20 protein-coding genes and 1 pseudogene are annotated in these 19473 nt (G+C 65.8%); 17 read left to right on the top strand and 4 right to left on the bottom strand.

Annotation, left to right across the window (positions count from 1 at the left end; all coding sequences use genetic code 11):
* Nucleotides 1–315: pseudogene (locus tag D2V17_RS06195) on the bottom strand (efflux RND transporter periplasmic adaptor subunit); the annotation flags it as partial.
* Between the two features lie 103 nt (nucleotides 316–418).
* Between D2V17_RS06195 and D2V17_RS06190 the strand changes: the two are divergent.
* The gene (locus D2V17_RS06190) at nucleotides 419–1075 is read left to right on the top strand and encodes a response regulator (RefSeq protein WP_119592233.1); all 657 of its coding nucleotides are present in this window, start codon (nucleotides 419–421) and stop codon (nucleotides 1073–1075) included.
* Complete coding sequence (locus D2V17_RS06185; protein WP_119592232.1) at nucleotides 1072–2445, top strand: sensor histidine kinase; 1374 nt, start codon at nucleotides 1072–1074, stop codon at nucleotides 2443–2445. Before D2V17_RS06190 ends, D2V17_RS06185 begins: the two co-directional genes overlap by 4 nt.
* Here the strand turns inward: D2V17_RS06185 and D2V17_RS06180 are convergent.
* The gene (locus tag D2V17_RS06180; RefSeq protein WP_119592231.1) at nucleotides 2442–3068 is read right to left on the bottom strand and encodes a TetR/AcrR family transcriptional regulator; all 627 of its coding nucleotides are present in this window, start codon (nucleotides 3066–3068) and stop codon (nucleotides 2442–2444) included. The genes D2V17_RS06185 and D2V17_RS06180 overlap by 4 nt on opposite strands.
* A gap of 101 nt (nucleotides 3069–3169) precedes the next feature.
* On the opposite strand from D2V17_RS06180, the gene D2V17_RS06175 reads away from it, so the two are divergent.
* Genes D2V17_RS06175 through D2V17_RS06165 form a run of 3 tightly spaced genes read left to right on the top strand, consistent with a single transcriptional unit; the run spans nucleotide 3170 to nucleotide 8961 of the window.
* Complete coding sequence (locus D2V17_RS06175; protein ID WP_119592230.1) at nucleotides 3170–4351, top strand: efflux RND transporter periplasmic adaptor subunit; 1182 nt, start codon at nucleotides 3170–3172, stop codon at nucleotides 4349–4351.
* A 3-nt stretch (nucleotides 4352–4354) separates the two neighbouring features.
* The gene (locus D2V17_RS06170; protein ID WP_119592229.1) at nucleotides 4355–7540 is read left to right on the top strand and encodes a multidrug efflux RND transporter permease subunit; all 3186 of its coding nucleotides are present in this window, start codon (nucleotides 4355–4357) and stop codon (nucleotides 7538–7540) included.
* Entirely contained in the window at nucleotides 7537–8961 is a 1425-nt protein-coding gene (locus D2V17_RS06165) for an efflux transporter outer membrane subunit (protein WP_119592228.1), read from the top strand. Before D2V17_RS06170 ends, D2V17_RS06165 begins: the two co-directional genes overlap by 4 nt.
* A 76-nt stretch (nucleotides 8962–9037) precedes the next feature.
* Here D2V17_RS06165 and D2V17_RS06160 read toward each other — a convergent pair whose 3' ends face one another.
* Complete coding sequence (locus D2V17_RS06160) at nucleotides 9038–9382, bottom strand: ArsR/SmtB family transcription factor (RefSeq protein ID WP_119592227.1); 345 nt, start codon at nucleotides 9380–9382, stop codon at nucleotides 9038–9040.
* Nucleotides 9379–10020 carry a peroxiredoxin gene (locus D2V17_RS06155; RefSeq protein ID WP_119592226.1) on the bottom strand — a complete coding sequence of 214 codons (642 nt, stop codon included), beginning with the start codon at nucleotides 10018–10020 and terminating at the stop codon, nucleotides 9379–9381. The genes D2V17_RS06160 and D2V17_RS06155 overlap by 4 nt, the downstream gene beginning before the upstream one ends.
* Before the next feature lie 78 nt (nucleotides 10021–10098).
* Between D2V17_RS06155 and D2V17_RS06150 the strand changes: the two genes are divergently transcribed.
* The 12 genes from D2V17_RS06150 to D2V17_RS06095 all read left to right on the top strand — a co-directional run bounded on the left by D2V17_RS06150 (nucleotide 10099) and on the right by D2V17_RS06095 (nucleotide 19422).
* Nucleotides 10099–11043, top strand: a complete 945-nt coding sequence (locus D2V17_RS06150) for an MBL fold metallo-hydrolase (RefSeq protein WP_119592225.1) — start codon at nucleotides 10099–10101, stop codon at nucleotides 11041–11043.
* Nucleotides 11040–11474: a YeeE/YedE family protein gene (locus D2V17_RS06145; RefSeq protein ID WP_119592224.1), complete on the top strand. Its 435-nt coding sequence runs from the start codon at nucleotides 11040–11042 to the stop codon at nucleotides 11472–11474. The genes D2V17_RS06150 and D2V17_RS06145 overlap by 4 nt, the downstream gene beginning before the upstream one ends.
* 13 nt (nucleotides 11475–11487) lie before the next feature.
* Complete coding sequence (locus D2V17_RS06140) at nucleotides 11488–11691, top strand: YgaP family membrane protein (protein ID WP_119592223.1); 204 nt, start codon at nucleotides 11488–11490, stop codon at nucleotides 11689–11691.
* Nucleotides 11676–12107: a YeeE/YedE family protein gene (locus D2V17_RS06135; protein WP_119592222.1), complete on the top strand. Its 432-nt coding sequence runs from the start codon at nucleotides 11676–11678 to the stop codon at nucleotides 12105–12107. Before D2V17_RS06140 ends, D2V17_RS06135 begins: the two co-directional genes overlap by 16 nt.
* Nucleotides 12107–12520 carry a protein tyrosine phosphatase family protein gene (locus D2V17_RS06130; RefSeq protein ID WP_119592221.1) on the top strand — a complete coding sequence of 138 codons (414 nt, stop codon included), beginning with the start codon at nucleotides 12107–12109 and terminating at the stop codon, nucleotides 12518–12520. The genes D2V17_RS06135 and D2V17_RS06130 overlap by 1 nt, the downstream gene beginning before the upstream one ends.
* Nucleotides 12521–12533: 13 nt before the next feature.
* Complete coding sequence (locus tag D2V17_RS06125) at nucleotides 12534–14291, top strand: SulP family inorganic anion transporter (protein WP_119592220.1); 1758 nt, start codon at nucleotides 12534–12536, stop codon at nucleotides 14289–14291.
* A complete protein-coding gene (locus tag D2V17_RS06120) occupies nucleotides 14291–14446 on the top strand; it encodes a helix-turn-helix domain-containing protein (RefSeq protein ID WP_119592219.1) in 156 nt (51 codons plus the stop codon). The genes D2V17_RS06125 and D2V17_RS06120 overlap by 1 nt, the downstream gene beginning before the upstream one ends.
* Nucleotides 14447–14534: 88 nt before the next feature.
* Nucleotides 14535–15989, top strand: a complete 1455-nt coding sequence (locus D2V17_RS06115; protein ID WP_119592218.1) for a cytochrome ubiquinol oxidase subunit I — start codon at nucleotides 14535–14537, stop codon at nucleotides 15987–15989.
* The gene (gene cydB / locus D2V17_RS06110; protein WP_119592217.1) at nucleotides 15979–16986 is read left to right on the top strand and encodes a cytochrome d ubiquinol oxidase subunit II; all 1008 of its coding nucleotides are present in this window, start codon (nucleotides 15979–15981) and stop codon (nucleotides 16984–16986) included. Before D2V17_RS06115 ends, cydB begins: the two co-directional genes overlap by 11 nt.
* Nucleotides 16986–17120 carry a DUF2474 domain-containing protein gene (locus D2V17_RS06105; RefSeq protein WP_119592216.1) on the top strand — a complete coding sequence of 45 codons (135 nt, stop codon included), beginning with the start codon at nucleotides 16986–16988 and terminating at the stop codon, nucleotides 17118–17120. The genes cydB and D2V17_RS06105 overlap by 1 nt, the downstream gene beginning before the upstream one ends.
* Before the next feature lie 98 nt (nucleotides 17121–17218).
* Complete coding sequence (gene purF, locus D2V17_RS06100) at nucleotides 17219–18691, top strand: amidophosphoribosyltransferase (protein ID WP_119592215.1); 1473 nt, start codon at nucleotides 17219–17221, stop codon at nucleotides 18689–18691.
* Nucleotides 18691–19422, top strand: coding sequence for an SDR family NAD(P)-dependent oxidoreductase (locus D2V17_RS06095; protein ID WP_119592214.1), 732 nt, complete (start codon nucleotides 18691–18693; stop codon nucleotides 19420–19422). Before purF ends, D2V17_RS06095 begins: the two co-directional genes overlap by 1 nt.
* The last annotated feature ends 51 nt before the right edge of the window (nucleotides 19423–19473 follow it).

The following is a 19473-nucleotide window of genomic DNA, read 5'->3' as shown; positions in this document are numbered from 1 at the left end:
GGGCTCTGCCGCGCGGACAATCGCCAGTGGCTGCCCGCGCGAAACGCCCTGCCCCTCGATCACGAGTACCCGCACCGCCGCACCCGGAAAAGGCGCGGTGACGGCCACACGCGCTTCGGGCGGCAATGTCACCGTCCCCGGCACCGTGCCGAGCGGCTGCGAACTGGTGGCCTCCGCCGTTGCCGTTTCGATTGTCGGAGCCTCGGCGGCGGGGACAGCTTCGACCACTGCATCGGCAGGAGCGTCATCCGAGCACCCCGGCAGGGCGACAAGCGCAATCAGCGCGGCGAGCGGGAGGAGGCGGCCTTGGTCCATGCCCCGCGATGTGCGCGGCCAAGCTGACAATAACTTGTCAGACTGGCAGCTTCTTGTCAGCTTGGTCGCGCATTCGCCCCATGGACGGTGCAGGAGACAATCGATGCGCGTGCTGCTGGTGGAGGACGATCCGGAACTGGGCCGCAGGCTCGGCGACCGGCTGCGCGGGGCTGACTACGCCGTCGACCTCGCCACCACCGCCGCCGAAGCGCGCCACTGGCCCGATCTCGACAACATGGCCGCGATCATCCTCGATCTCGGCCTGCCCGATGGCGATGGCATCGAGCTGGTCAAGGCATGGCGCGCCGAACGGCTCGGCTGCCCGATCCTGATCCTCACCGCGCGCGGAAGCTGGCAAGACAAGGTCGAAGGCCTCAACGCCGGAGCCGACGACTTCGTGGTCAAACCCGTGCGGTTCGAGGAGTTGCAGGCCCGCCTCCACGCCCTCTCCCGCCGCCATCTCGGCAAGCGCGACTCCGCCCTGGAGGTAAACGGCCTGCGGCTCGATCCGGTGGGGCGGACGGTGGAAGACAATGGTGCACCGGTCGCGCTCAGCCGCAAGGAGTTCGGGCTGCTCCACCTGTTCATGCGCCGCGCCGGGCAAGTCCTGCCGCAGGGCGACATTCTCGAAGACCTCTACGATCTGGAAGCCGAGCGCGAGTTGAACACCGTCGAGGTGCTGGTCGGCCGCTTGCGGCGCAAGATCGGGCGCGACCGGATCAGCACTATTCGCGGGATGGGCTACAGGTTCGAGAAATGAGCGTGGCGCAGACCTCCACCGGCAGCTTGCGGCTGCGCTTCCTGTTCGCGGTGATGCTGTGGGTGTCGCTGGGTGTGGCCGGCATCTGGTTCACCGCCAACCGCGTGTTCGAGAAACATATCGAGCAGATGTACCACGAGGAACTGGAAGTGCATGTGCGCGAGCTGGCCCGCCTGACCGTACTCGACGCGAAGGGCCACCCGCAGCTGATGCGTCCGCTATCGGACCCGCGCTATGAAGAGCCGCTGTCCGGGTTCTACTGGCAGGTCAGCGTACCGGGACAGCCGACCTTGCGCTCCGAGAGCATGACACGCGGGCGGCTCGACGAAGGCGTCGCCCACTCACCCGGCATCGCCCACAAGGTCGAGGCCGGGCCGACCGGTCCGGCGATTACCTATGGCCTGCTCGAACGGGGCCCGGCGGGCGAGCGAATCCATATCGTGATCGCCACCGATCAGCGCGAACTGGACGAGGACATCGCCTCGTTCACGGGCGAACTGGCGGTGTGGCTGGCCGTGCTGGCCACGCTGCTGCTGGCGACGGGAGTCGCGATCATCAGCTTCAGTCTCCGTCCGCTCAGCCGCCTTGGCGAGGCGATTGCGCGGCTGCGCAGCGCCCAGGCCGACCGGCTCGAGGGCCGCTACCCCTCCGAGATCGCCCCGCTCGTCACCGACCTCAACGAATATATCCGCCAGAACAGCGAGATCGTGGCCCGGTCGCGGGTGCAGGCTGGCAATCTCGCCCATTCGCTGCGGACCCCGCTGGCGGTCCTCACCGACGAGGCCGAGCGCATCATGCAGGATGCGCAGTCCGCCCCCTCGGGCCGGGTTTTGCTCGATCAGGTCGAGAAGATGCGCCAGCAGATCGACTACCAGCTCGCCCGCGTGCGCTCCGCCGCCGGAGCGAGCGGACCGGGCAGCCGCGCGATGCTGCCCGAGGTCGCAATCCCGGTGATGAATGCGATGCGACGGCTCCATCCCGAAAAGCAATTCCACCTGGCTACCCCGGAGACACCGACAGTGGTGGCCGCAGACCCGGTGAACCTTGCCGAACTGCTGTCGATCCTGCTCGACAATGCGGGCAAATGGGCGACCCAGGCGGTGCGGCTTGAAGTCTGCCGAACCGATGGCGACCGGGTCGCGATTTCGATCAGCGACGACGGCCCCGGCATGACGCCGGAACAGATCGCCACGGCCTGCGAGATCGGCACCCGGTTTGACCGCACCAAGCCCGGCTCGGGCCTCGGCCTCGCGATGGCGCGCGACATTTGTCAGGATATCGGCGCCGAACTGGTGCTGCGGTCCACCCCGGAGGGGCTGGTCGTGCGCACCGAATTGCCCGCCAGCGACGCGGAGGCTCCTCGCCCCTAGGCCGGTTCTTCCAGCCCGATGGTGCGCAGGAACAGCAAGAATTCCGCCTCCACCTGCGCCTTCGTGCGCTTGTGGAACATCTCGAAGCGCGCCACCGCGGTGTAGATGTCGAAGGAAATCATGGCGAAGAACATGCGCGCCAGCACCTCGGGATCGTCGGCGGGAATCTGCCCCTTGGCCTGAATCTCGACGAATACCTCGCTCATCTCGGCAATTGCCCGTTCCAGATGCTCGCCGCGGAACTGCTGCGAGAACTTCTCGTCGCGAATCGACTGCGGCACCATCGCCCGCACCAGCCGGATGTTCTCCTCGGTCAGCGCCTTGGCCCTCAGCCGCAGGAGCATTTCGCGCAGCATCTCCGCCGGCGGCAGGCCCAGTGCGCGCACCTCGGCAATGACCGCGCGCGCCTGATCGGGCCGCCGTTGCAGCACCTGCGTCAGCAGCCCTTCCTTGGTCTCGAACAATTTATACAGCGTCGCCAGCGAGCCCCCGGAGCGAGCCACGATCGCGCTCAGCGTGGTGTCGTCAAAGCCATGTGTACCAAACAGTTGCTCGGCGGCATCGAGCATCGCCTCCCGGCGTGCCTGCAGCCGCTGATCCTGCAAATCCTCGCTCCGATCCACTCCACAACTCCACTAGTGACAAAAAAAGATCTATCATGCCCGGCTTGAATGTGTAAGAGGCAATACACAATATTGCGCCGCACAACAAAACGGATTCCCTCATGCGTGCCTTGAAAATCGTGATTCCCTTGCTCCTGCTGTCTGCCTGCGCAGGCGAGGCCGAACAACCCGCTCCGCCGCCGCTCGCCGTCGAGGTGGTGACGATCAGCGGCGCGCGGATTCCCAATGTGATCGAACTGCCGGGCCGCGTGACGGCCGTGCGCAAGTCGGAAGTGCGCGCCCGCGTCACCGGCATTCTTGAACAGCAGCTGCTGCAGGACGGCAGCTATGTCCGCGAAGGCCAGCCGCTGTTCCGCATCGACCCGCGCGAGCTGCGCGCCAGCCTTGCGCAGTCGCAGGCGAGCCTCCAGCGCGCGCAGGCCACCGCCGCCAATGCCCGCGCCGTGGTCGAGCGCTATCGTCCGCTGGTGGCAGAGAACGCCATCAGCCGACAGGAATTCGATGCCGCCGTGGCCGCCTCGCGCGCCGCCGATGCCGATGTCGCGCAAATCCGCGCGCAGGTGCAAGCCGCCTCGCTCCAGCTTGGTTACACCACGGTGCGCGCGCCGATCTCGGGCCGCGCAGGCCGCGCGCAGGTGACTGAAGGCGCACTGGTCAGCCAGACCGAAGCGACACTGCTCACCACTATCGAGCAGATCGATCAGGTCTATGTCGTGTTCTCGAACTCGGCACAGGACGTGCTGGCGATCCGCCGTGCCCAGGCCGACGGCTCGCTGGTGTTGTCTGAAGGTGGCGGTGTTCCTGTCACCCTGACCCTGCCCGATGGCTCGGAATATCCGATCTCCGGCACCATCGACTTCCTTGACCAGTCGGTCAACGAAGCGACCGGCACGGTCGAGCTGCGCGCCCGCTTTGCCAACCCGGAAGGCATTCTGCTGCCGGGCCAGTTCGTGCGCGTGCAGGTTGAGGCCGGTTACTACACCAACGGCATCGCGGTGCCGCAGGTGGCCGTGACCGTAACCGACAAGGGCGGCACGGTGTACGTGATCGACGACGAGGGCAAGGCGCAGGTGCGCCCGGTCAAGCTCGGCGCGATGTTCGACGACAAGTGGATCATCGAAAGCGGCCTCAAGGTGGGCGACAAGGTCATCACCAACAACCTCCAGAAGCTGCAACCGGGCGCTCCGGTGACGATCGCCACGCCATCGCCCGCCCCCTCGCGCAGCCCCACCCCTGCCTCAGCCCCCAAGTCGGCGGCCCCGGCTTCCTCGCGAGCGGAATAATTCATGGCCGATTTCTTCATCAGGCGACCCATTTTCTCGTGGGTCCTCGCGATCGGCATCCTGCTGTCGGGTATCCTCGCGCTGCGCTCGCTCGCAATCGAGCAATATCCCGATATCGCCCCGCCCTCGCTGACGGTTAGCGCGGTTTATACCGGCGCCGATGCTGCCACGGTCGAGCAGAACGTTACCCAGATCCTCGAACAGGAGATCAACGGGATCGAGGGCCTGCAATATATGTCGGCCACCAGTTCCTCGAACGGGTCGGCCAGCATCAATGTCACCTTCGCCCCCGGCACCGACATCGATATCGCGCAGACCCAGGTGCAGAACCGCCTGAGCAGCGTGGAATCGCGTCTGCCCGCGCAGGTCCGTCAGATCGGTGTGAGCGTGCGGCAGGCCAGCAACAGCTTCATGCTGGTGGTCGCGCTCAGTTCGAAGAGCGGCGAGATGAGCTCGCTCGACCTCGGCAACCTTGCCTCAAGCTACGTCGTCGACGAGCTGCGCCGCGTCCCCGGCGTCGGCGACATCACCCAGTTCGGCTCGTCCTATGCGATGCGCATCTGGCTCGATCCGCAGAAGCTCGCGTCCTACGGCCTCGCACCGAGCGACGTGACCGCTGCCATTCAGGAACAGAACGCCCAGATCGGTGCCGGCGCCATCGGCGACCAGCCGTTCGCCGATGGTCAGCAGATCACCGCCTCGATCGTCACCGACGACCGCCTGTCAACGGTGGAGGAATTCGAGCAGATCATCCTGCGCACCGAGACCGGCGGCAACACCGTGCGGCTTGGCGATGTCGCCCGCGTCGAACTCGGCGCGCAGACCTATGCCAGCGACTTCGCGCTGAGCGGCGCTCCGGCAGCGGGCCTTGCGGTCCAGCTTGCCACCGGTGCCAACGCGCTCGACACGGCCGCCGCCGTGAAGCAGCGCGTGAAGGAGCTGGAAGAGACCCTGCCCGACGATGTGATCGCAAGCATTCCCTACGACACCACGCCGTTCATCGAACTGTCGGTGGAAGAGGTGGTGGCAACGCTGCTTGAGGCGATGGTGCTGGTGTTCCTCGTGATGTTCCTGTTCCTGCAGAACTGGCGCGCCACCATCATTCCCGCGCTGGTCGTGCCGATTGCTCTGGCGGGCGCATGCCTTGGCCTGTGGGCCTTCGGCTTCACCATCAACGTGCTGACGCTGTTCGGCATGGTCCTCGCAATCGGTATTCTGGTCGATGACGCAATCGTGGTGATCGAGAACGTCGAGCGGATCATGACCGAAGAAGGCCTGCCCCCATTGCAGGCCACGCAGAAGGCGATGAAGGAAATCACCGGTGCCATCATCGGCATCACGCTCGTGCTGATCGCGGTGTTCGTGCCGATGGCCTTCTTCGGCGGCTCGGTCGGCGGGATCTATCGTCAGTTCTCGGTAACGCTGGCCTCGTCGATCTTCTTCTCCGCCGTGCTGGCGCTGACGCTGACGCCCGCCCTGTGCGCGACCTTCCTCAAGCCCGTACACCGCAAGGACAAGGCCGAACGCGAAGCCCCGACCACGCTGTGGGGCAAGGTGAAGTACAAGGCCGATCATTTCTTCGACGGGTTCAACAGCTGGTTCACGCGCATGACCGGCCGCTATGGCCGCACCAACGACAAGATCCTGTCGAAGCCGCTGCGCGCGCTGGTGGCATTCGTGCTGATCTGCGCCTTGACCAGCTTCCTCTACCTGCGCCTGCCCACCGCCTTCCTGCCGCAGGAAGACCAGGGCGACGTGATCACCGTGGTGCAGACCCCGCCCGGTGCCACCGCCGCGCGCACGCAGGAAGTGCTCGACGAGTTGCAGGCGTACTGGGACGAGCAGCCCGAAGTGAAGACCGTCATCACCGCCAAGGGCTTCAGCTTCTTCGGCAACGGCCAGAACAACGCGATGATGTTCGTGCGCCTGACCGACTGGTCGGAGCGCAAGAAGCCCGAGAACAGCGCTGCCGCGCTGGCCGGGCGCGCGATGCAGCGGTTTGCCGGGATTTCCGACGCCACGGTGTTCGTGATCCAGCGTCCGGCGATTCAGGCGCTCGGCAATGCCAGCGGGTTCACGATGAAGATCGAGGATCGCGCCGGGCTTGGCCGCGAAGCGCTCGAAGCCGCGCGCAATCAGGTGCTTGGCGCCGCGATGCAGAGTCAGGTCGTGGTGGGCGTGCGGCCCGAAGAACAGGCCGATAACCCGCAGCTCGAAGTGAGCGTCGACCGGGTCCAGGCGCGGGCGCAGGGGCTGTCGATCAACGCCGTCAACTCGGCGCTGGCGGTCAACTTCGGCTCGGCTTACGTCAACGACTTCCCGCGCGAAGGCCGCATCCAGCGCGTGATCGTGCAGGCCGATGCCGCCTATCGCATGACGCCGGAGGACATCCTCGCCCTGCGCGTGCCCAACGCCAACGGCGGACTGGTGCCGTTCAGCAGCTTTGCGCAGGTAAAGTGGAGCGCCGGACCGCCGAGCCTTGCCCGCTACAACGGCTATCCGGCGATGACGATCTCGGGGCAGGCCGCGCCGGGCCAATCGTCGGGTGACGCACTCGCCGAGATGGAAAAGATCGCCAAGAGCCTGCCAGCCGGCATGAGCTATGAATGGACCGGGCTGAGCTTCGAAGAGAAGGAAAGCGCGGGCCAGGTCGGGATCCTGCTGGGCCTGTCGCTGCTGGTGGTGTTCCTGCTGCTGGCTGCGCTGTACGAAAGCTGGGCCGTGCCCTTTGCCGTGCTGCTGATCATTCCGGCAGGCGTGCTTGGCTCGGTGCTATTCTCGATGCTGCGCGGGTTCTCGGCAGACGTCTACTTCAACGTCGGCCTGATCACCATCATCGGCCTTGCCGCGAAGAACGCGATCCTGATCGTCGAATTCGCCATCGAGCGCGAGGCGCAGGGCAAGTCGGTCCTGGAGGCAGTCGAGGAGGCGGCACGGCTGCGTCTGCGGCCGATCCTGATGACCTCGCTCGCCTTCGTTGCCGGCATGATCCCGCTGGTGATCGCTTCGGGCGCCGGTGCTGCCAGCCGCGCGGCAGTGGGCACCGGCGTGATGGGCGGGATGATCGCGGCAACCGCCATCGGCATCTTCCTCATCCCCGTACTCTACCTGCTGGTGCGCAAGTACCTGAGCCGCCACGCACCCGCGGTGGCTGGCGCGCCCGCCATTCCTGAGGAGGCCTCGGCATGACGCGCCGCCTGATCACCATCGCCCTGCTGGGCACTGCGCTCACCGGCTGCGTCAACCTCGCGCCCGATCATGTGCGGCCCGAGCTTGCCAATGCCAGCGACACCGCGTGGGAAGCCGACCTGCGGCCCGACGGGACGCTGGTGGCCAGCACACTCGCCTGGCAGGATTACTTCGTCGATCCGCGTTTGCAGGCGCTGATCTCGACCGGCCTTGCCAACAACCGCGATCTGATCGCCGCCACCGCGCGGATCGATCAGGCGCGCGCGCAGTATCGCATTCAGGATGCCGAGCGTCTGCCCGACCTCAATGCAACCGGATCGGTGACCGACAGCCGCTCGCGGTTTTTCGGCGCTCCGGGCAGCCCCACCACCATCGAGACGACAAATTACAATCTCGGTGTCGCCGTCCCTGCGTTCGAGCTGGATTTCTGGGGCCGCGTGGCAAACCTCAGCGAGGCGGCGCGCGCGCGCTATCTGGCGACCGAGGCCGCACAGCGGGCGTTCTATCTCTCGCTGATCGGCAATATCGCCAGCACCTATTTCCAGATCGCCGAAACCGACCAGCAGATCGCGCTGGCCGAAGCGACTGCCGAAAGCCGCCGCGACGCGCTGCGGATCGAGAATCTGCGGCTTGAGGCGGGTGTAGAATCGGGCCTGTCGAGCGAACAGGCGCGTTCCCTGCTGACCACGGCCGAACAACAGCTCGCCAGCCAGCGGCAGAACGCCGCCACCTTGCGCAACCGCCTGCGTGTGCTGGTCGGCGGACGCATTCCCGGCGAGTTGCCCGAGGGGCTGCCGCTCACCGCACAGGTCAACACGGTTCCGCTTGCCGCGGGCCTGCCGTCCGACCTGCTGCTGGCCCGGCCCGACATCGTGCAGGCCGAGCACGAACTGCGCGCCGCCCGTGCGAACATCGGCGCGGCGCGGGCTGCGTTCTTCCCCTCGATCAGCCTCACTGGCAACGCCGGCTATGCCTCCACCGACCTTTCGGACCTGTTCGATTCCTCCGGCTTCGGCTGGTCGTTCGGGCCGAGCATCAGCCTGCCGATCTTCGATAACGGCGGCCGTCAGGCCAACCTCGACTATGCCAGGGCGCTCGAAGTCGAAGAGGTCGCGAACTACGACAAGACGGTGCAGACCGCATTTCAGGAAGTGGCCGACGCGCTCGCCGGTCGCCGCTGGATCGCCGAGCAGATTTCCGCGCAGCAACGCAACATCGTGGCGCTGGAGCAAATCGCCCATATCGCCCGCGTTCGCTATCGCGAGGGTGTGGCAGAATATCTCGAAGTGCTCGATGCCGAGCGCAGCCTGTTCTCGGCCCGGCAGACGCTGTTGGCGACCGAGCGGGCAGCCGATCAGAACGCGGCCAGCCTCTATATTGCGCTGGGCGGCGGGATGCTGAGCGAAGCGCCGCGAGACTGAACCCGTGCCTGTCCTGCGAGAGGGGCGCTGGAGCCTGCGGCCTGGCGCCCTCCTCAGGACGGACGGACAGAGGAACTCAGGCGAGCCGCGCGAAGTTTGCCGCTCCGGGTGACGGGGCTGGTGTGCGGGGCGCGGTTTCGTCTGCTTCCTTGGTGCAGATCGTGTTCAGGCAATCGAGAATCTGGCGGAAGGCTGCGCGCTCCACGCCGTAGAACACCATCTTGCCCTCGCGCCGGGTGGTGACCAGCCCGGCCTGCCGCAGGATCGCCAGTTGCTGCGAGAGGCTCGGCTGACCGATGCCGCCGATCTCCTCGATCTCGCCGACATTGCGCTCCCCCTCGCACAGGATCTTCAAAATCCCCAATCGCACCGGATGGGCCAGCGCCTTCAATTCCTCGACCGGAAGGTCCTCGTCGCTCATTGCGCGCCTCCCTTCAGGAACCAGGCGGTCGGCTCATCGGCGGCGAAGACCTCGTCAAGCGACACGCTGACGGGCTGGAGCAACTCTTCCCCCTGCTGCCAGTTGGCAGGGGCAAGCTGATCCTTGCCCACCGCCTGCAGGGCATCGAGGATCCGCAGCATCTCGGGGATCGAGCGGCCCACATTGGTCGGGTAGCAGGTCATCGCGCGGATCGTGCCCGCCGGGTCGATGAAGAAGGTGGTGCGCACCGCCCCGCTGTCCGCATCCTCGGCGCCGACCATGCCATAGGCACGGGCGATCACCATGGTCGGGTCTTCGATGATGGGGAAGCGCACCTCCACGCCGGTCCGGTCGCGAATCATGCGCAACCACGCGAAGTGCGAGAACAGGCTGTCGACCGACAGTGCCATCAGCGCACAATCGCGCTTGGCGAAGTCCTCCGCCGCGCGCGCCAAGGCGACGAACTCGGTGGTGCAGACCGGGGTGAAGTCCGCCGGATGCGAGAACAGGATCAGCCAGCTTTGGCGAAAATCGGCAAGCCGCACGGGGCCTGCCGTGCTGCGGGCGGTGAAGTCGGGGGCCGGATCGCCAATGCGCAGGCCGGAGCATGGGCCGGATGAAGGAATATTGTCACTCATGCCCCCTCTCTAGCACTTGACAGGACAAAAGCAACACATATACATAAAACGTGTATCTGACTAAGTGAGGAGCTGGTCATGACGAATGTGAGCAAGACCGCAGACAAGGCTCTGGCCGCTGCCACCGCGCAGGTCGAAGCCGTGCTCGCTGGCAAGGCATTGCGCCCTGAAATCGCCAGCTTTTTTGACGAACCCACCAACACTGTCAGCCATGTCGTGTGGGATGGGCAAAGTCGCGAGGCAGCGATTGTCGACTCGGTGCTCGACTACGACCCCAGTTCGGGCCGCACCAGGCACGATTCGGCCGATAGACTGATCGCCTTCGTAAAGGAACAAGGCCTCAAGGTCAGCTGGCTGCTCGAAACGCACGCCCATGCCGATCACCTGTCGGCAGCGCCCTATCTCAAGGAGCGGCTCGGCGGGACGGTCGCCATCGGGCAGCAGATCGTCACCGTGCAGGGCGTGTTCGGCAAGCTGTTCAACGCCGGAGCCGATTTCCACCGCGATGGGTCGGATTTCGACCACCTGTTCGCCGATGGCGATACTTTCCAGATCGGCAAGCTGCCCGTCACCGTGCTGCATGTGCCCGGCCACACGCCCGCCTGCATCGCCTATGTCGTGGGCGATGCGGCCTTCGTCGGCGATACCATGTTCATGCCCGACTACGGCACCGCGCGGGCGGACTTTCCCGGCGGCGATGCGCGCCAGCTGTTCCGCAGCCTGCGCCGCATCCTCGAACTGCCCGAGGCGACACGCCTGTTCATGTGTCACGACTACCTGCCCGCGGGCCGCAGCGACTACGTCTGGGAAACCACCGTGGCGGCTGAGCGCGCTGGCAACATCCACGCCCATGACGGCGTGAGTGAGGACGAGTTCGTGAACATGCGCGAGGCGCGCGATGCCACGCTCGACATGCCGCGCCTGATCCTGCCCTCGGTGCAGGTGAACATGCGCGCCGGGCACCTGCCGCCCGCCGAAGACAACGGCGTGACCTACCTCAAAATTCCGCTGAACGCCGTCTGATGCTGCCCGGTTTCCCTCATGCCGAGCCGCTGGCTGGCCTTGCCGGCGGCATTCTGATCGGGCTTGCGGCGGCGGTGATGCTGCTCGGCTCTGGCCGGATCGCCGGTGTCTCGGGCATTTTCGCCCGCGCCACCGGAGTGGCCAGCAGCTCGATGCCGCGCCTCGCCGCCTGGGCCTTCGTGCTCGGACTGCCGTTGGGAGCGCTGCTGGTGATGGCGCTGAACGGCCCGCTGGAACCGCGCTTCCTGTCGCTGCCGTGGATCGCAGTTGCCGGGCTTGTCGTCGGTGTTGGCACGCGGCTCGGCTCGGGCTGCACCAGCGGCCATGGCGTCTGCGGCGTTTCGCGCCTGTCGCCGCGTTCGCTGGTGGCGACGCTCACCTTCATGGCCACCGGCATTGCCACGGTGGCCGCCATCAACGCTCTCACCTGAAGAGGAGGTTTCAATGCCGAAGAACATGGGATCGCTTGACAAGACCCTTCGCCTCGTCGTCGCGGTGGTCCTCGTGGCCCTGGCCGCGAGCGGAACAATCGAAGGCGCGCGCGCGACAATCGCCTATGTGGTGGCCGCCGTGTTCGTGGTGACGAGCCTCGTTTCGTTCTGCCCGCTGTACGTGCCGCTGGGGATGAACACATGCGGCAAAGACTGACTTCCGAAGCGCTCGTGGCGCTGGTGGCGGGCGTACTGTTCGGCGCGGGTCTCGCGCTGGGCGGCATGACCGACCCGGCGCGCGTGCGCGGGTTCCTCGATCTGTTCGGCAACTGGGATCCGACGCTGGCCTTCGTGATGGGCGGCGCGGTGCTGGTCATGGCCATGGCCTGGCTGATCCAGCCGCGCATGATTCGCCCGCTGTTCACCGATGTGTTCAACCTGCCCAAGGCACGCGACATCACTCCGCGCCTCGTGATCGGGGCCGGACTGTTCGGCGTGGGCTGGGGTCTGGCCGGCCTATGCCCCGGTCCCGGCATCGCAGCGCTGGTAATCGAACCCCTATCTGCGGCAGTGTTCGTGGCGACCATGCTTGTCGGCATGGTTCTGGTTCGCCTGTTCGAAAAGGACGCATAATGGATATTCGCCCCGTCTCCGCCCACATCGCCGTCGCCCCGCAGATTCAGCCCGAGGACATGGCCGATCTCGCCGCGCAAGGCTTCGTCGCCGTGATCTGCAACCGCCCCGACGGCGAAGAGCCCGGCCAGCCCACCGTCGCCACCATGCGCGCCGCGGCAGAGGCGGCGGGCCTTGCCTATCACCACATCCCGATTGCGAGCGGCCAGTTCACCCGCCCTGCCATCGAAGCCTACGCCGCCGTGCGTCGGGGAACTCCCGGCAAGGTGCTCGCCTACTGCCGCTCGGGCACACGCTGCGTGACGCTGGAAACGCTCGCCAATCCCGACGATCTCCCGCTGTCCGAACGCATCAGCAACGCCGCCAATGCGGGCTACGACCTATCCCCCCTCGCCGCGCAGCTTCAGGACTGAGCGGACTATAACCATGCTGGCGCGGCTGTTTCCGATCCTGCAATGGGGCCGCACCTACAATGCGCAAGCACTGAGCGACGACCTCGTCGCGGCGGTGATCGTCACCATCATGCTGATCCCGCAGAGCCTCGCCTATGCGCTGCTCGCGGGATTGCCGCCGGTGGTCGGGCTCTATGCCTCGATCATGCCGCTGGTCGCCTATGCCGTGTTCGGCACCAGCCGTGCGCAGGCGGTGGGCCCGGTGGCGGTGGTGAGCCTGATGACCGCATCGGCCGCCGGAGCCGTCGCCGCGCAAGGCACGCCCGAATATCTGGAGGCGGCGATCACGCTGGCCGCGCTGTCGGGGGTGATTCTGGCCGTGATGGGCTTCCTGCGGCTGGGGTTCCTTGCCAACCTGCTGTCGCAACCGGTGAACGCGGGCTTCATGACCGCAAGCAGCGTGCTGATCGCCACCAGCCAGCTCAAGCAGTTGCTGGGCGTGAAAGTGGGCGGCGATACCTGGCCCGAGATGCTCGGTGCGCTGGCTTCGCAGCTCACACATATCAACTGGGTGACGCTCGCCATCGGCCTGCCGGTGACGCTGTTCCTGTTCTGGGTGCGCAAGGGCGCAAGGCCGCTGCTCATCCGGCTCGGAATGCCGCCGCGTCCTGCCGACTTGCTGGCCAAGACCGGGCCCGTCTTCGCCGTGCTGGTGACGATCGTGCTGGTGGCGGCACTCGACCTTACCGACAGGGCCGGGGTCGAGGTGGTCGGCGCGGTGCCGCAAGGCTTGCCGCCGTTCTCCCTGCCCTCGGGCGACCCCGCGCTGCTGGGCAAGCTGTGGGTGCCGGCGCTGCTGATCTCGATCATCGGCTTCGTCAGCAGCATCTCGGTCGCCCAGACGCTCGCCGCCAAGCGGCGCGAGCGGATCGAGCCCGATCAGGAGCTGATCGGCCTTGGCGCCTCGAACATCGCCTCGGCACTGAGCGGCGGCTTTCCGGTGACCGGTGGCTTCGCCCGCTCGGTGGTGAACTTCGACGCCGGGGCAAAGACCCAGGCCGCCGGAGCTTTCACCGCCGTGGGTATTGCGCTGGCCTCGCTGTTCCTGACCCCGCTGCTGTACCACCTGCCCACTGCCACGCTGGCCGCGACGATCATCGTCGCCGTGCTCAGCCTCGTCGACTTCACGATGCCGGTGCGCTTGTGGCGCTATTCGAAAAGCGACTTTGCCGCCCATATGGCGACCATCGCCGTCACCTTGCTGGCAGGAGTCGAGCTGGGGGTGATTACCGGGGTCGCGGTGGGGCTGCTCCTGTTCCTGTGGCACACCAGCCGCCCGCATGCCGCCGTGGTCGGGCGCGTGCCCGAGACCGAGCACTTCCGCAACGTCGAGCGGCACAAGGTCTTCACCGCACCGCACATCCTCTCGATCCGCATCGACGAGAGCCTGACCTACCTCAACGCCCGCTGGCTGGAGGAATATGTGCTCAGGCTGGTGGCCGAGCGCCCTGCCCTGCGCCATGTGATCCTGATGGCCAGCGCCGTGAACGAGATCGACGCCTCGGGCCTCGAAAGCCTCGAAGCGATCAACCAGCGGCTGGCCGACGGCGGCATCCGCCTGCACCTGTCCGAAGTGAAAGGCCCGGTGATGGACCGGCTCCAGCGCACCCATTTCCTCGATGACCTCGGCGGCAAGGTCTATCTCAGCCAGGCACGCGCCTTTGCCGAATTGCTCGACGATGATGGCAGCACGCCGGTTCAGAGCGCCGACTGGGCGCGCGGCATGATCTGATGGCCGTGATCCCCGACAAGGACGCACGCTGCCGCAGAATCGCAGCGCTGATCGAGGCCGGCGGCGGGGTTTGCGAAAGCTGTCGTGCCAACGGCGTGTCGGAGAAAACCTTCTATCGCTGGCGAAAGACGCAATCGATCACCCAGCTCAAATAATCACTTAAATTAATCGATAGACCCATTGTCTCATCGGGAGGAAAGGCCTAGGCCGCCATCAGTCCTCACTCAGCCCTAGGTGAGCCTTATGTTTGAAGCCTCCGACGCGCTCCTCCTCGCGCGCATCCAGTTTGCCTTTACGGTGAGCTTTCACTTCATCTTCCCTGCCTTCTCGATCGGACTGGCGAGCTACCTCGCGGTGCTCGAAGGGCTGTGGTTGAAGACCGGCAAACAGGTCTATCTCGACCTGTTCAAGTACTGGCTGAAGATCTTCGCCATGGCCTTTGCCATGGGCGTGGTCTCAGGCATCGTCATGTCCTATCAATTCGGCACCAACTGGTCGGTCTTCTCCGACAAGGCCGGATCGGTGATCGGCCCGCTGATGGCCTACGAAGTGCTGACCGCCTTCTTCCTCGAGGCGGGCTTCCTCGGCGTGATGCTGTTCGGCATGAACAAGGTCGGCAAGAAGCTGCACTTCACCGCCACGCTGATGGTGGCCGTGGGCACCTTTATCTCGGCATTCTGGATCCTTTCGGCCAACTCGTGGATGCAAACGCCCACGGGCTATGAAATTGGCGCGAACGGCCAGTTCCTGCCGGGCGAGAGCTGGTTCGACATCGTCTTCAACCCCAGCTTTCCCTATCGCCTCGTGCATACGGTGATCGCCGCCTATCTCACCACCGCCTTCGTGGTCGGCGGCGTGGGCGCCTGGCACCTGCTCAAGGACAAGACCAACCAGCACGCGCGCAAGATGTTCTCGATGGCAATGTGGATGGCTGCGCTGGTCGCTCCGGTGCAGATTTTCGCGGGTGACATGCACGGGCTTAACACGCTCGAACATCAGCCGACCAAGGTCATGGCGATGGAGGGGCACTACGAAAGCCACTCCGATGGCGCGCCGTTCTACCTGTTCGGCATTCCCAACGACAAGACGCAGAAGCTCGACTACGCGGTCGGCATTCCCAAGCTTTCGAGCCTGATCCTCAAGCACGACCTCGACGCCCCGCTGGCCGGGCTCGACACCGTGCCCGACGCCGATCAGCCGCCGGTCTTCCCGGTGTTCTGGGCCTTCCGCATCATGGTGGCGATCGGCACCTGCATGATGCTGCTCGGCTTCTGGAGCCTGTTCGCCCGTTGGCGCGGCACGATCTACGATTGGCCGCTGCTGCACCGTGCCGCCATCGTGATGGGGCCGAGCGGTTTCGTGGCGGTGATCGCCGGGTGGGTCACCACCGAAGTCGGCCGTCAGCCCTTCACCGTCTATGGCCTACTGCGCACCGCACAATCGGCCAGTCCGCTCGATGCCCCGGCAGTCGCAGCCAGCCTGCTGGCCTTCGTGCTCGTCTATTTCGCCGTGTTTGGCGCGGGCGTTTGGTACATCCTGAAGCTGATGCAGAAGCCGCCTCACACCGGCGAGAAGGGCGTCAAGAGCACAGAGAAGGGGCCGGTGCGCGCCGCCGGCATCACGCCGGGGCCGTCGCAGAATCCTGGCGACCCCTCTGTCCTGCCCGAAGATCACAAGGAGGCGACCGATGGCCGTTAATGTCGATCTCACCACCGTCTGGGCCTTCATCATCGCCTTCGGCGTGTTCGCCTATGTGGTGATGGACGGGTTCGATCTGGGTATCGGGGTGCTGTTCCCCACCTTCGAGCCGGGGCCGGAGCGCGACCGGGCGATGAACTCCATCGCCCCGGTCTGGGATGGCAACGAAACCTGGCTGGTGCTTGGCGGCGGCGGGCTGTTTGCGGCCTTCCCGCTTGCCTATGCGGTGATCCTGCCCGCGACCTATCCGCTGATTATCGCGATGCTGCTGGGCCTCGTGTTCCGCGGTGTCGCCTTCGAGTACCGCTGGCGCGATCCGGGCCACCGTGCGTTCTGGGACATGGCTTTCACCGGCGGATCGCTGGTGGCGGCGATGAGCCAGGGCATGATCCTCGGTGCGATCCTGCAGGGCATTGAAGTCGTCGACCGCACCTATGCCGGAAGCTGGTTCGACTGGTTCACTCCCTACACCTTGCTCACCGGGCTGGGCGTGGTGGCTGGCTATGCGCTGCTCGGCAGCACCTGGCTGATCTGGAAGCTCGATGGCGAGGCGCAGGTCCATGCCCGCAAGCTGGCCATGCGCGCCGGGGCCGCGACGCTGATCCTGATGGCCGGAGTCAGTCTCTATAACGTGGCGCTGAACGAAACCTACGCCGCCAAGTGGCTGAGCGCACCGGAGCTATACTATGCCGCCCCGGTGCCGATCCTGACCGCCGTGGTCGCGCTGTCGCTGCTGCGCGCCATCCTCAAGGAGCGCAACTCCAAGCCGTTCTGGCTGGCGATCCTGCTGTTCCTGTTCGGCATGGCGGGCCTTGGCTTCACCATCTGGCCGAACGTGGTGCCGCCCGGAATCACCATCTGGGACGCCGCCGCGGCCGAAAGCAGCCAGATCTTCATGCTGGTGGGCGTTGCCATCACCATGCCGCTGATCATCGCCTACACCGGCTGGGCCTACTGGGTGTTCCGCGGCAAGGTGGGCGATGAAGGCTACCATTGATGAAGCCCGAGGATAACCCGGCCGACGAGTCGCCGCTGTGGCAGCGACTCGTCTGGCTGGCCGCGATCTGGGCAGGCAGCGTGACGGTGCTGGGCGCGGTCGCCTATGTGCTGCGGCTATGGATTGCACCGTAGGAGCTTTCGCTCGTGCAGCAAAACCCGCGCTCGGCCCCTTGTAATCCTCCCGTAACATCGCCATTGGGGTCTCGCCCGCAGCTACCCCCACGGACCCCATGATCACGACGCATCCTTTCTACGACGCGGACGGCGACAAATTGCGCGAAGAATGCGGCGTGTTCGGCGTAATCGGCGCTGCCGATGCCGCTGCCGCCACCGCGCTCGGCCTCCACGCCCTGCAACATCGCGGCCAGGAGGCCGTTGGTATCAGCGCCTTCGACGGTACAGAGATCTACACCCGGCGCGGCCTCGGCCATGTCGCGGAGAACTTCTCCTCCGAGGAATCGCTGGCCGAACTGCCCGGCCACATGGCCGTCGGCCACGTGCGCTATTCGACCACCGGCGGGTCGGGCCTGCGCAATGTGCAGCCGCTCTATGCCGATCTTGCCAGCGGCGGCTTTGCCGTGGCGCATAACGGCAACATTTCCAACGCGATGCGGCTCAAGGCCGACCTAGTGAAGAACGGCGCGATCTTCCAGTCGACCTCCGACACCGAGGTGATCATCCACCTCGTCGCCACCAGCCGCTATCACACCATGCTGGATAAACTGGTCGACGCGCTGCGGATGGTCGAGGGGGCCTATGCGCTGCTGGTGATGACCCCGCGCGGTATGGCCGCCTGCCGCGATCCGCTGGGCATCCGCCCGCTGGTGATGGGCAAGCTGGGTGATGCCACCGTCTTCGCCAGCGAAACGGTTGCGCTTGACGTGGTCGGCGCGGACTTCGTGCGCCAGATCGAACCGGGCGAGCTGGTCGAGGTCGATCTCGACGGTTCGGTCCGCACACACCGCCCGTTCGGCAACAACCCTGCCCGCCCCTGCATCTTCGAGCACGTCTATTTCAGCCGCCCCGATTCGGTGTTCAACGAGCGCTCGGTTTACGAGAGCCGTCGCAGTATCGGGATGGAGCTGGCCAAGGAATCGCCGTGCGAGGCCGACATTGTCGTGCCCGTCCCCGATTCGGGCGTGCCCGCCGCCATCGGCTATTCGCAGCAGTCGGGCATTCCGTTCGAGCTGGGCATTATCCGTTCGCACTATGTCGGACGCACCTTCATCCAGCCCTCGGACGGCGCGCGCCACGCCAGCGTGAAGCGCAAGCACAATGCCAACCGCGCGTTGGTGGAAGGCAAGTCCATCGTGCTGATCGACGATTCGATCGTGCGCGGCACCACCAGCCTCAAGATCGTGCAGATGATGAAGGATGCTGGCGCACGGGAAGTTCACTTCCGCGTCGCCAGCCCGCCCACCGGCTATGGCTGCTACTACGGCGTCGACACGCCCGAACGCTCGAAGCTGCTGGCGGGACGGATGGACATCGAGGCGATGTGCAAGCACATCCAGGCCGACAGCCTCGCCTTCGTGTCGATTGACGGGCTCTATCGTGCGGTGGGTCTTCCCGGTCGCGACAAGGCCTGTCCGCAATATTGCGACGCCTGTTTCACCGGCGAATATCCCACAAGCCTCACCGATCTCGCGGCGCGCAGCGACGACTCGGCAAAGAAGACGCTCCCGGTCGGAAAGGTCGCCTGATGGCAGACAGCACTGCACCCCGCTCGCTTGAGGGGAAGATCGCGCTCGTCACCGGTTCCTCGCGCGGGATCGGTGCGGCCACGGCCAGGGCCCTCGCCGCCGAAGGCGCGCACGTGGTCATCACCGGACGCAAGGTCACCGACCTTGAGGCGGTGGAAGACGCAATCCACTCCGCTGGCGGCAATGCCACCATCGCGCCGCTGGACCTCACCGAAAGCGACTCGATCGCCCGCCTCGCCGAGGCCGTGGCGCAGCGGTGGGACAAGCTCGACATTCTCGTCATCAATGCCGCCACGCTGCCCACGCTCACCCCGGTGACGCAGATCGACCGCAAGCAGCTCAATCAGGCGCTGACGCTCAACGTGCTGGCGACGCAGGCGCTGCTCTCGGCCTTCGATCCGTTGCTGAAGCGCGCCGAGGCGGGCCGGGTCATCGGCGTGACCAGCTCTGTCGGGGCTGAACCGCGGGCATTCTGGGGAGCCTATGGCGCAACCAAGGCCGCGTTCGACAACCTGCTGATGAGCCACGGACAGGAAATCGCCCGCATCTCCGAAACGCGAGTGGCGGTGCTCGATCCGGGGGCCACGCGCACCGCGATGCGCGCCCGCGCCTATCCTGGCGAAGACCCCGAGACGGTCAAGCCGCCCGAATCCGTGGCGGACTTCATCGTGACCATGCTGCGCGACGATTTCCCCAACCTGCACCGTGTGAGAGTGTCAACGGGCGCTTAACCGCCTTTGCTGACAGCAAAGTAACCCTGAGGCGGGATACTGAGTGATGGA

Origin of the sequence: Aurantiacibacter xanthus, from assembly GCF_003584015.1 — a bacterium.
In the GTDB taxonomy this organism is placed as follows: Bacteria; Pseudomonadota; Alphaproteobacteria; order Sphingomonadales; family Sphingomonadaceae; genus Alteraurantiacibacter; species Alteraurantiacibacter xanthus.
Note: the sequence above shows the minus strand (reverse complement) of the source record. Positions and strands in the feature narration are given on the sequence as shown.

What these genes read in the sequence shown, in the direction of transcription:
- D2V17_RS06190 (WP_119592233.1), top strand. Translation starts at nt 419, where the DNA reads ATGCGCGTGCTGCTGGTGGAGGACGATCCGGAACTGGGCCGCAGGCTC.
- D2V17_RS06185 (WP_119592232.1), top strand. Translation starts at nt 1,072, where the DNA reads ATGAGCGTGGCGCAGACCTCCACCGGCAGCTTGCGGCTGCGCTTCCTG.
- D2V17_RS06175 (WP_119592230.1), top strand. Translation starts at nt 3,170, where the DNA reads ATGCGTGCCTTGAAAATCGTGATTCCCTTGCTCCTGCTGTCTGCCTGC.
- D2V17_RS06170 (WP_119592229.1), top strand. Translation starts at nt 4,355, where the DNA reads ATGGCCGATTTCTTCATCAGGCGACCCATTTTCTCGTGGGTCCTCGCG.
- D2V17_RS06165 (WP_119592228.1), top strand. Translation starts at nt 7,537, where the DNA reads ATGACGCGCCGCCTGATCACCATCGCCCTGCTGGGCACTGCGCTCACC.
- D2V17_RS06160 (WP_119592227.1), bottom strand. Translation starts at nt 9,382, where the DNA reads ATGAGCGACGAGGACCTTCCGGTCGAGGAATTGAAGGCGCTGGCCCAT.
- D2V17_RS06155 (WP_119592226.1), bottom strand. Translation starts at nt 10,020, where the DNA reads ATGAGTGACAATATTCCTTCATCCGGCCCATGCTCCGGCCTGCGCATT.
- D2V17_RS06150 (WP_119592225.1), top strand. Translation starts at nt 10,099, where the DNA reads ATGACGAATGTGAGCAAGACCGCAGACAAGGCTCTGGCCGCTGCCACC.
- D2V17_RS06140 (WP_119592223.1), top strand. Translation starts at nt 11,488, where the DNA reads ATGCCGAAGAACATGGGATCGCTTGACAAGACCCTTCGCCTCGTCGTC.
- D2V17_RS06135 (WP_119592222.1), top strand. Translation starts at nt 11,676, where the DNA reads ATGCGGCAAAGACTGACTTCCGAAGCGCTCGTGGCGCTGGTGGCGGGC.
- D2V17_RS06130 (WP_119592221.1), top strand. Translation starts at nt 12,107, where the DNA reads ATGGATATTCGCCCCGTCTCCGCCCACATCGCCGTCGCCCCGCAGATT.
- D2V17_RS06125 (WP_119592220.1), top strand. Translation starts at nt 12,534, where the DNA reads ATGCTGGCGCGGCTGTTTCCGATCCTGCAATGGGGCCGCACCTACAAT.
- D2V17_RS06120 (WP_119592219.1), top strand. Translation starts at nt 14,291, where the DNA reads ATGGCCGTGATCCCCGACAAGGACGCACGCTGCCGCAGAATCGCAGCG.
- D2V17_RS06115 (WP_119592218.1), top strand. Translation starts at nt 14,535, where the DNA reads ATGTTTGAAGCCTCCGACGCGCTCCTCCTCGCGCGCATCCAGTTTGCC.
- cydB (WP_119592217.1), top strand. Translation starts at nt 15,979, where the DNA reads ATGGCCGTTAATGTCGATCTCACCACCGTCTGGGCCTTCATCATCGCC.
- D2V17_RS06105 (WP_119592216.1), top strand. Translation starts at nt 16,986, where the DNA reads ATGAAGCCCGAGGATAACCCGGCCGACGAGTCGCCGCTGTGGCAGCGA.
- purF (WP_119592215.1), top strand. Translation starts at nt 17,219, where the DNA reads ATGATCACGACGCATCCTTTCTACGACGCGGACGGCGACAAATTGCGC.
- D2V17_RS06095 (WP_119592214.1), top strand. Translation starts at nt 18,691, where the DNA reads ATGGCAGACAGCACTGCACCCCGCTCGCTTGAGGGGAAGATCGCGCTC.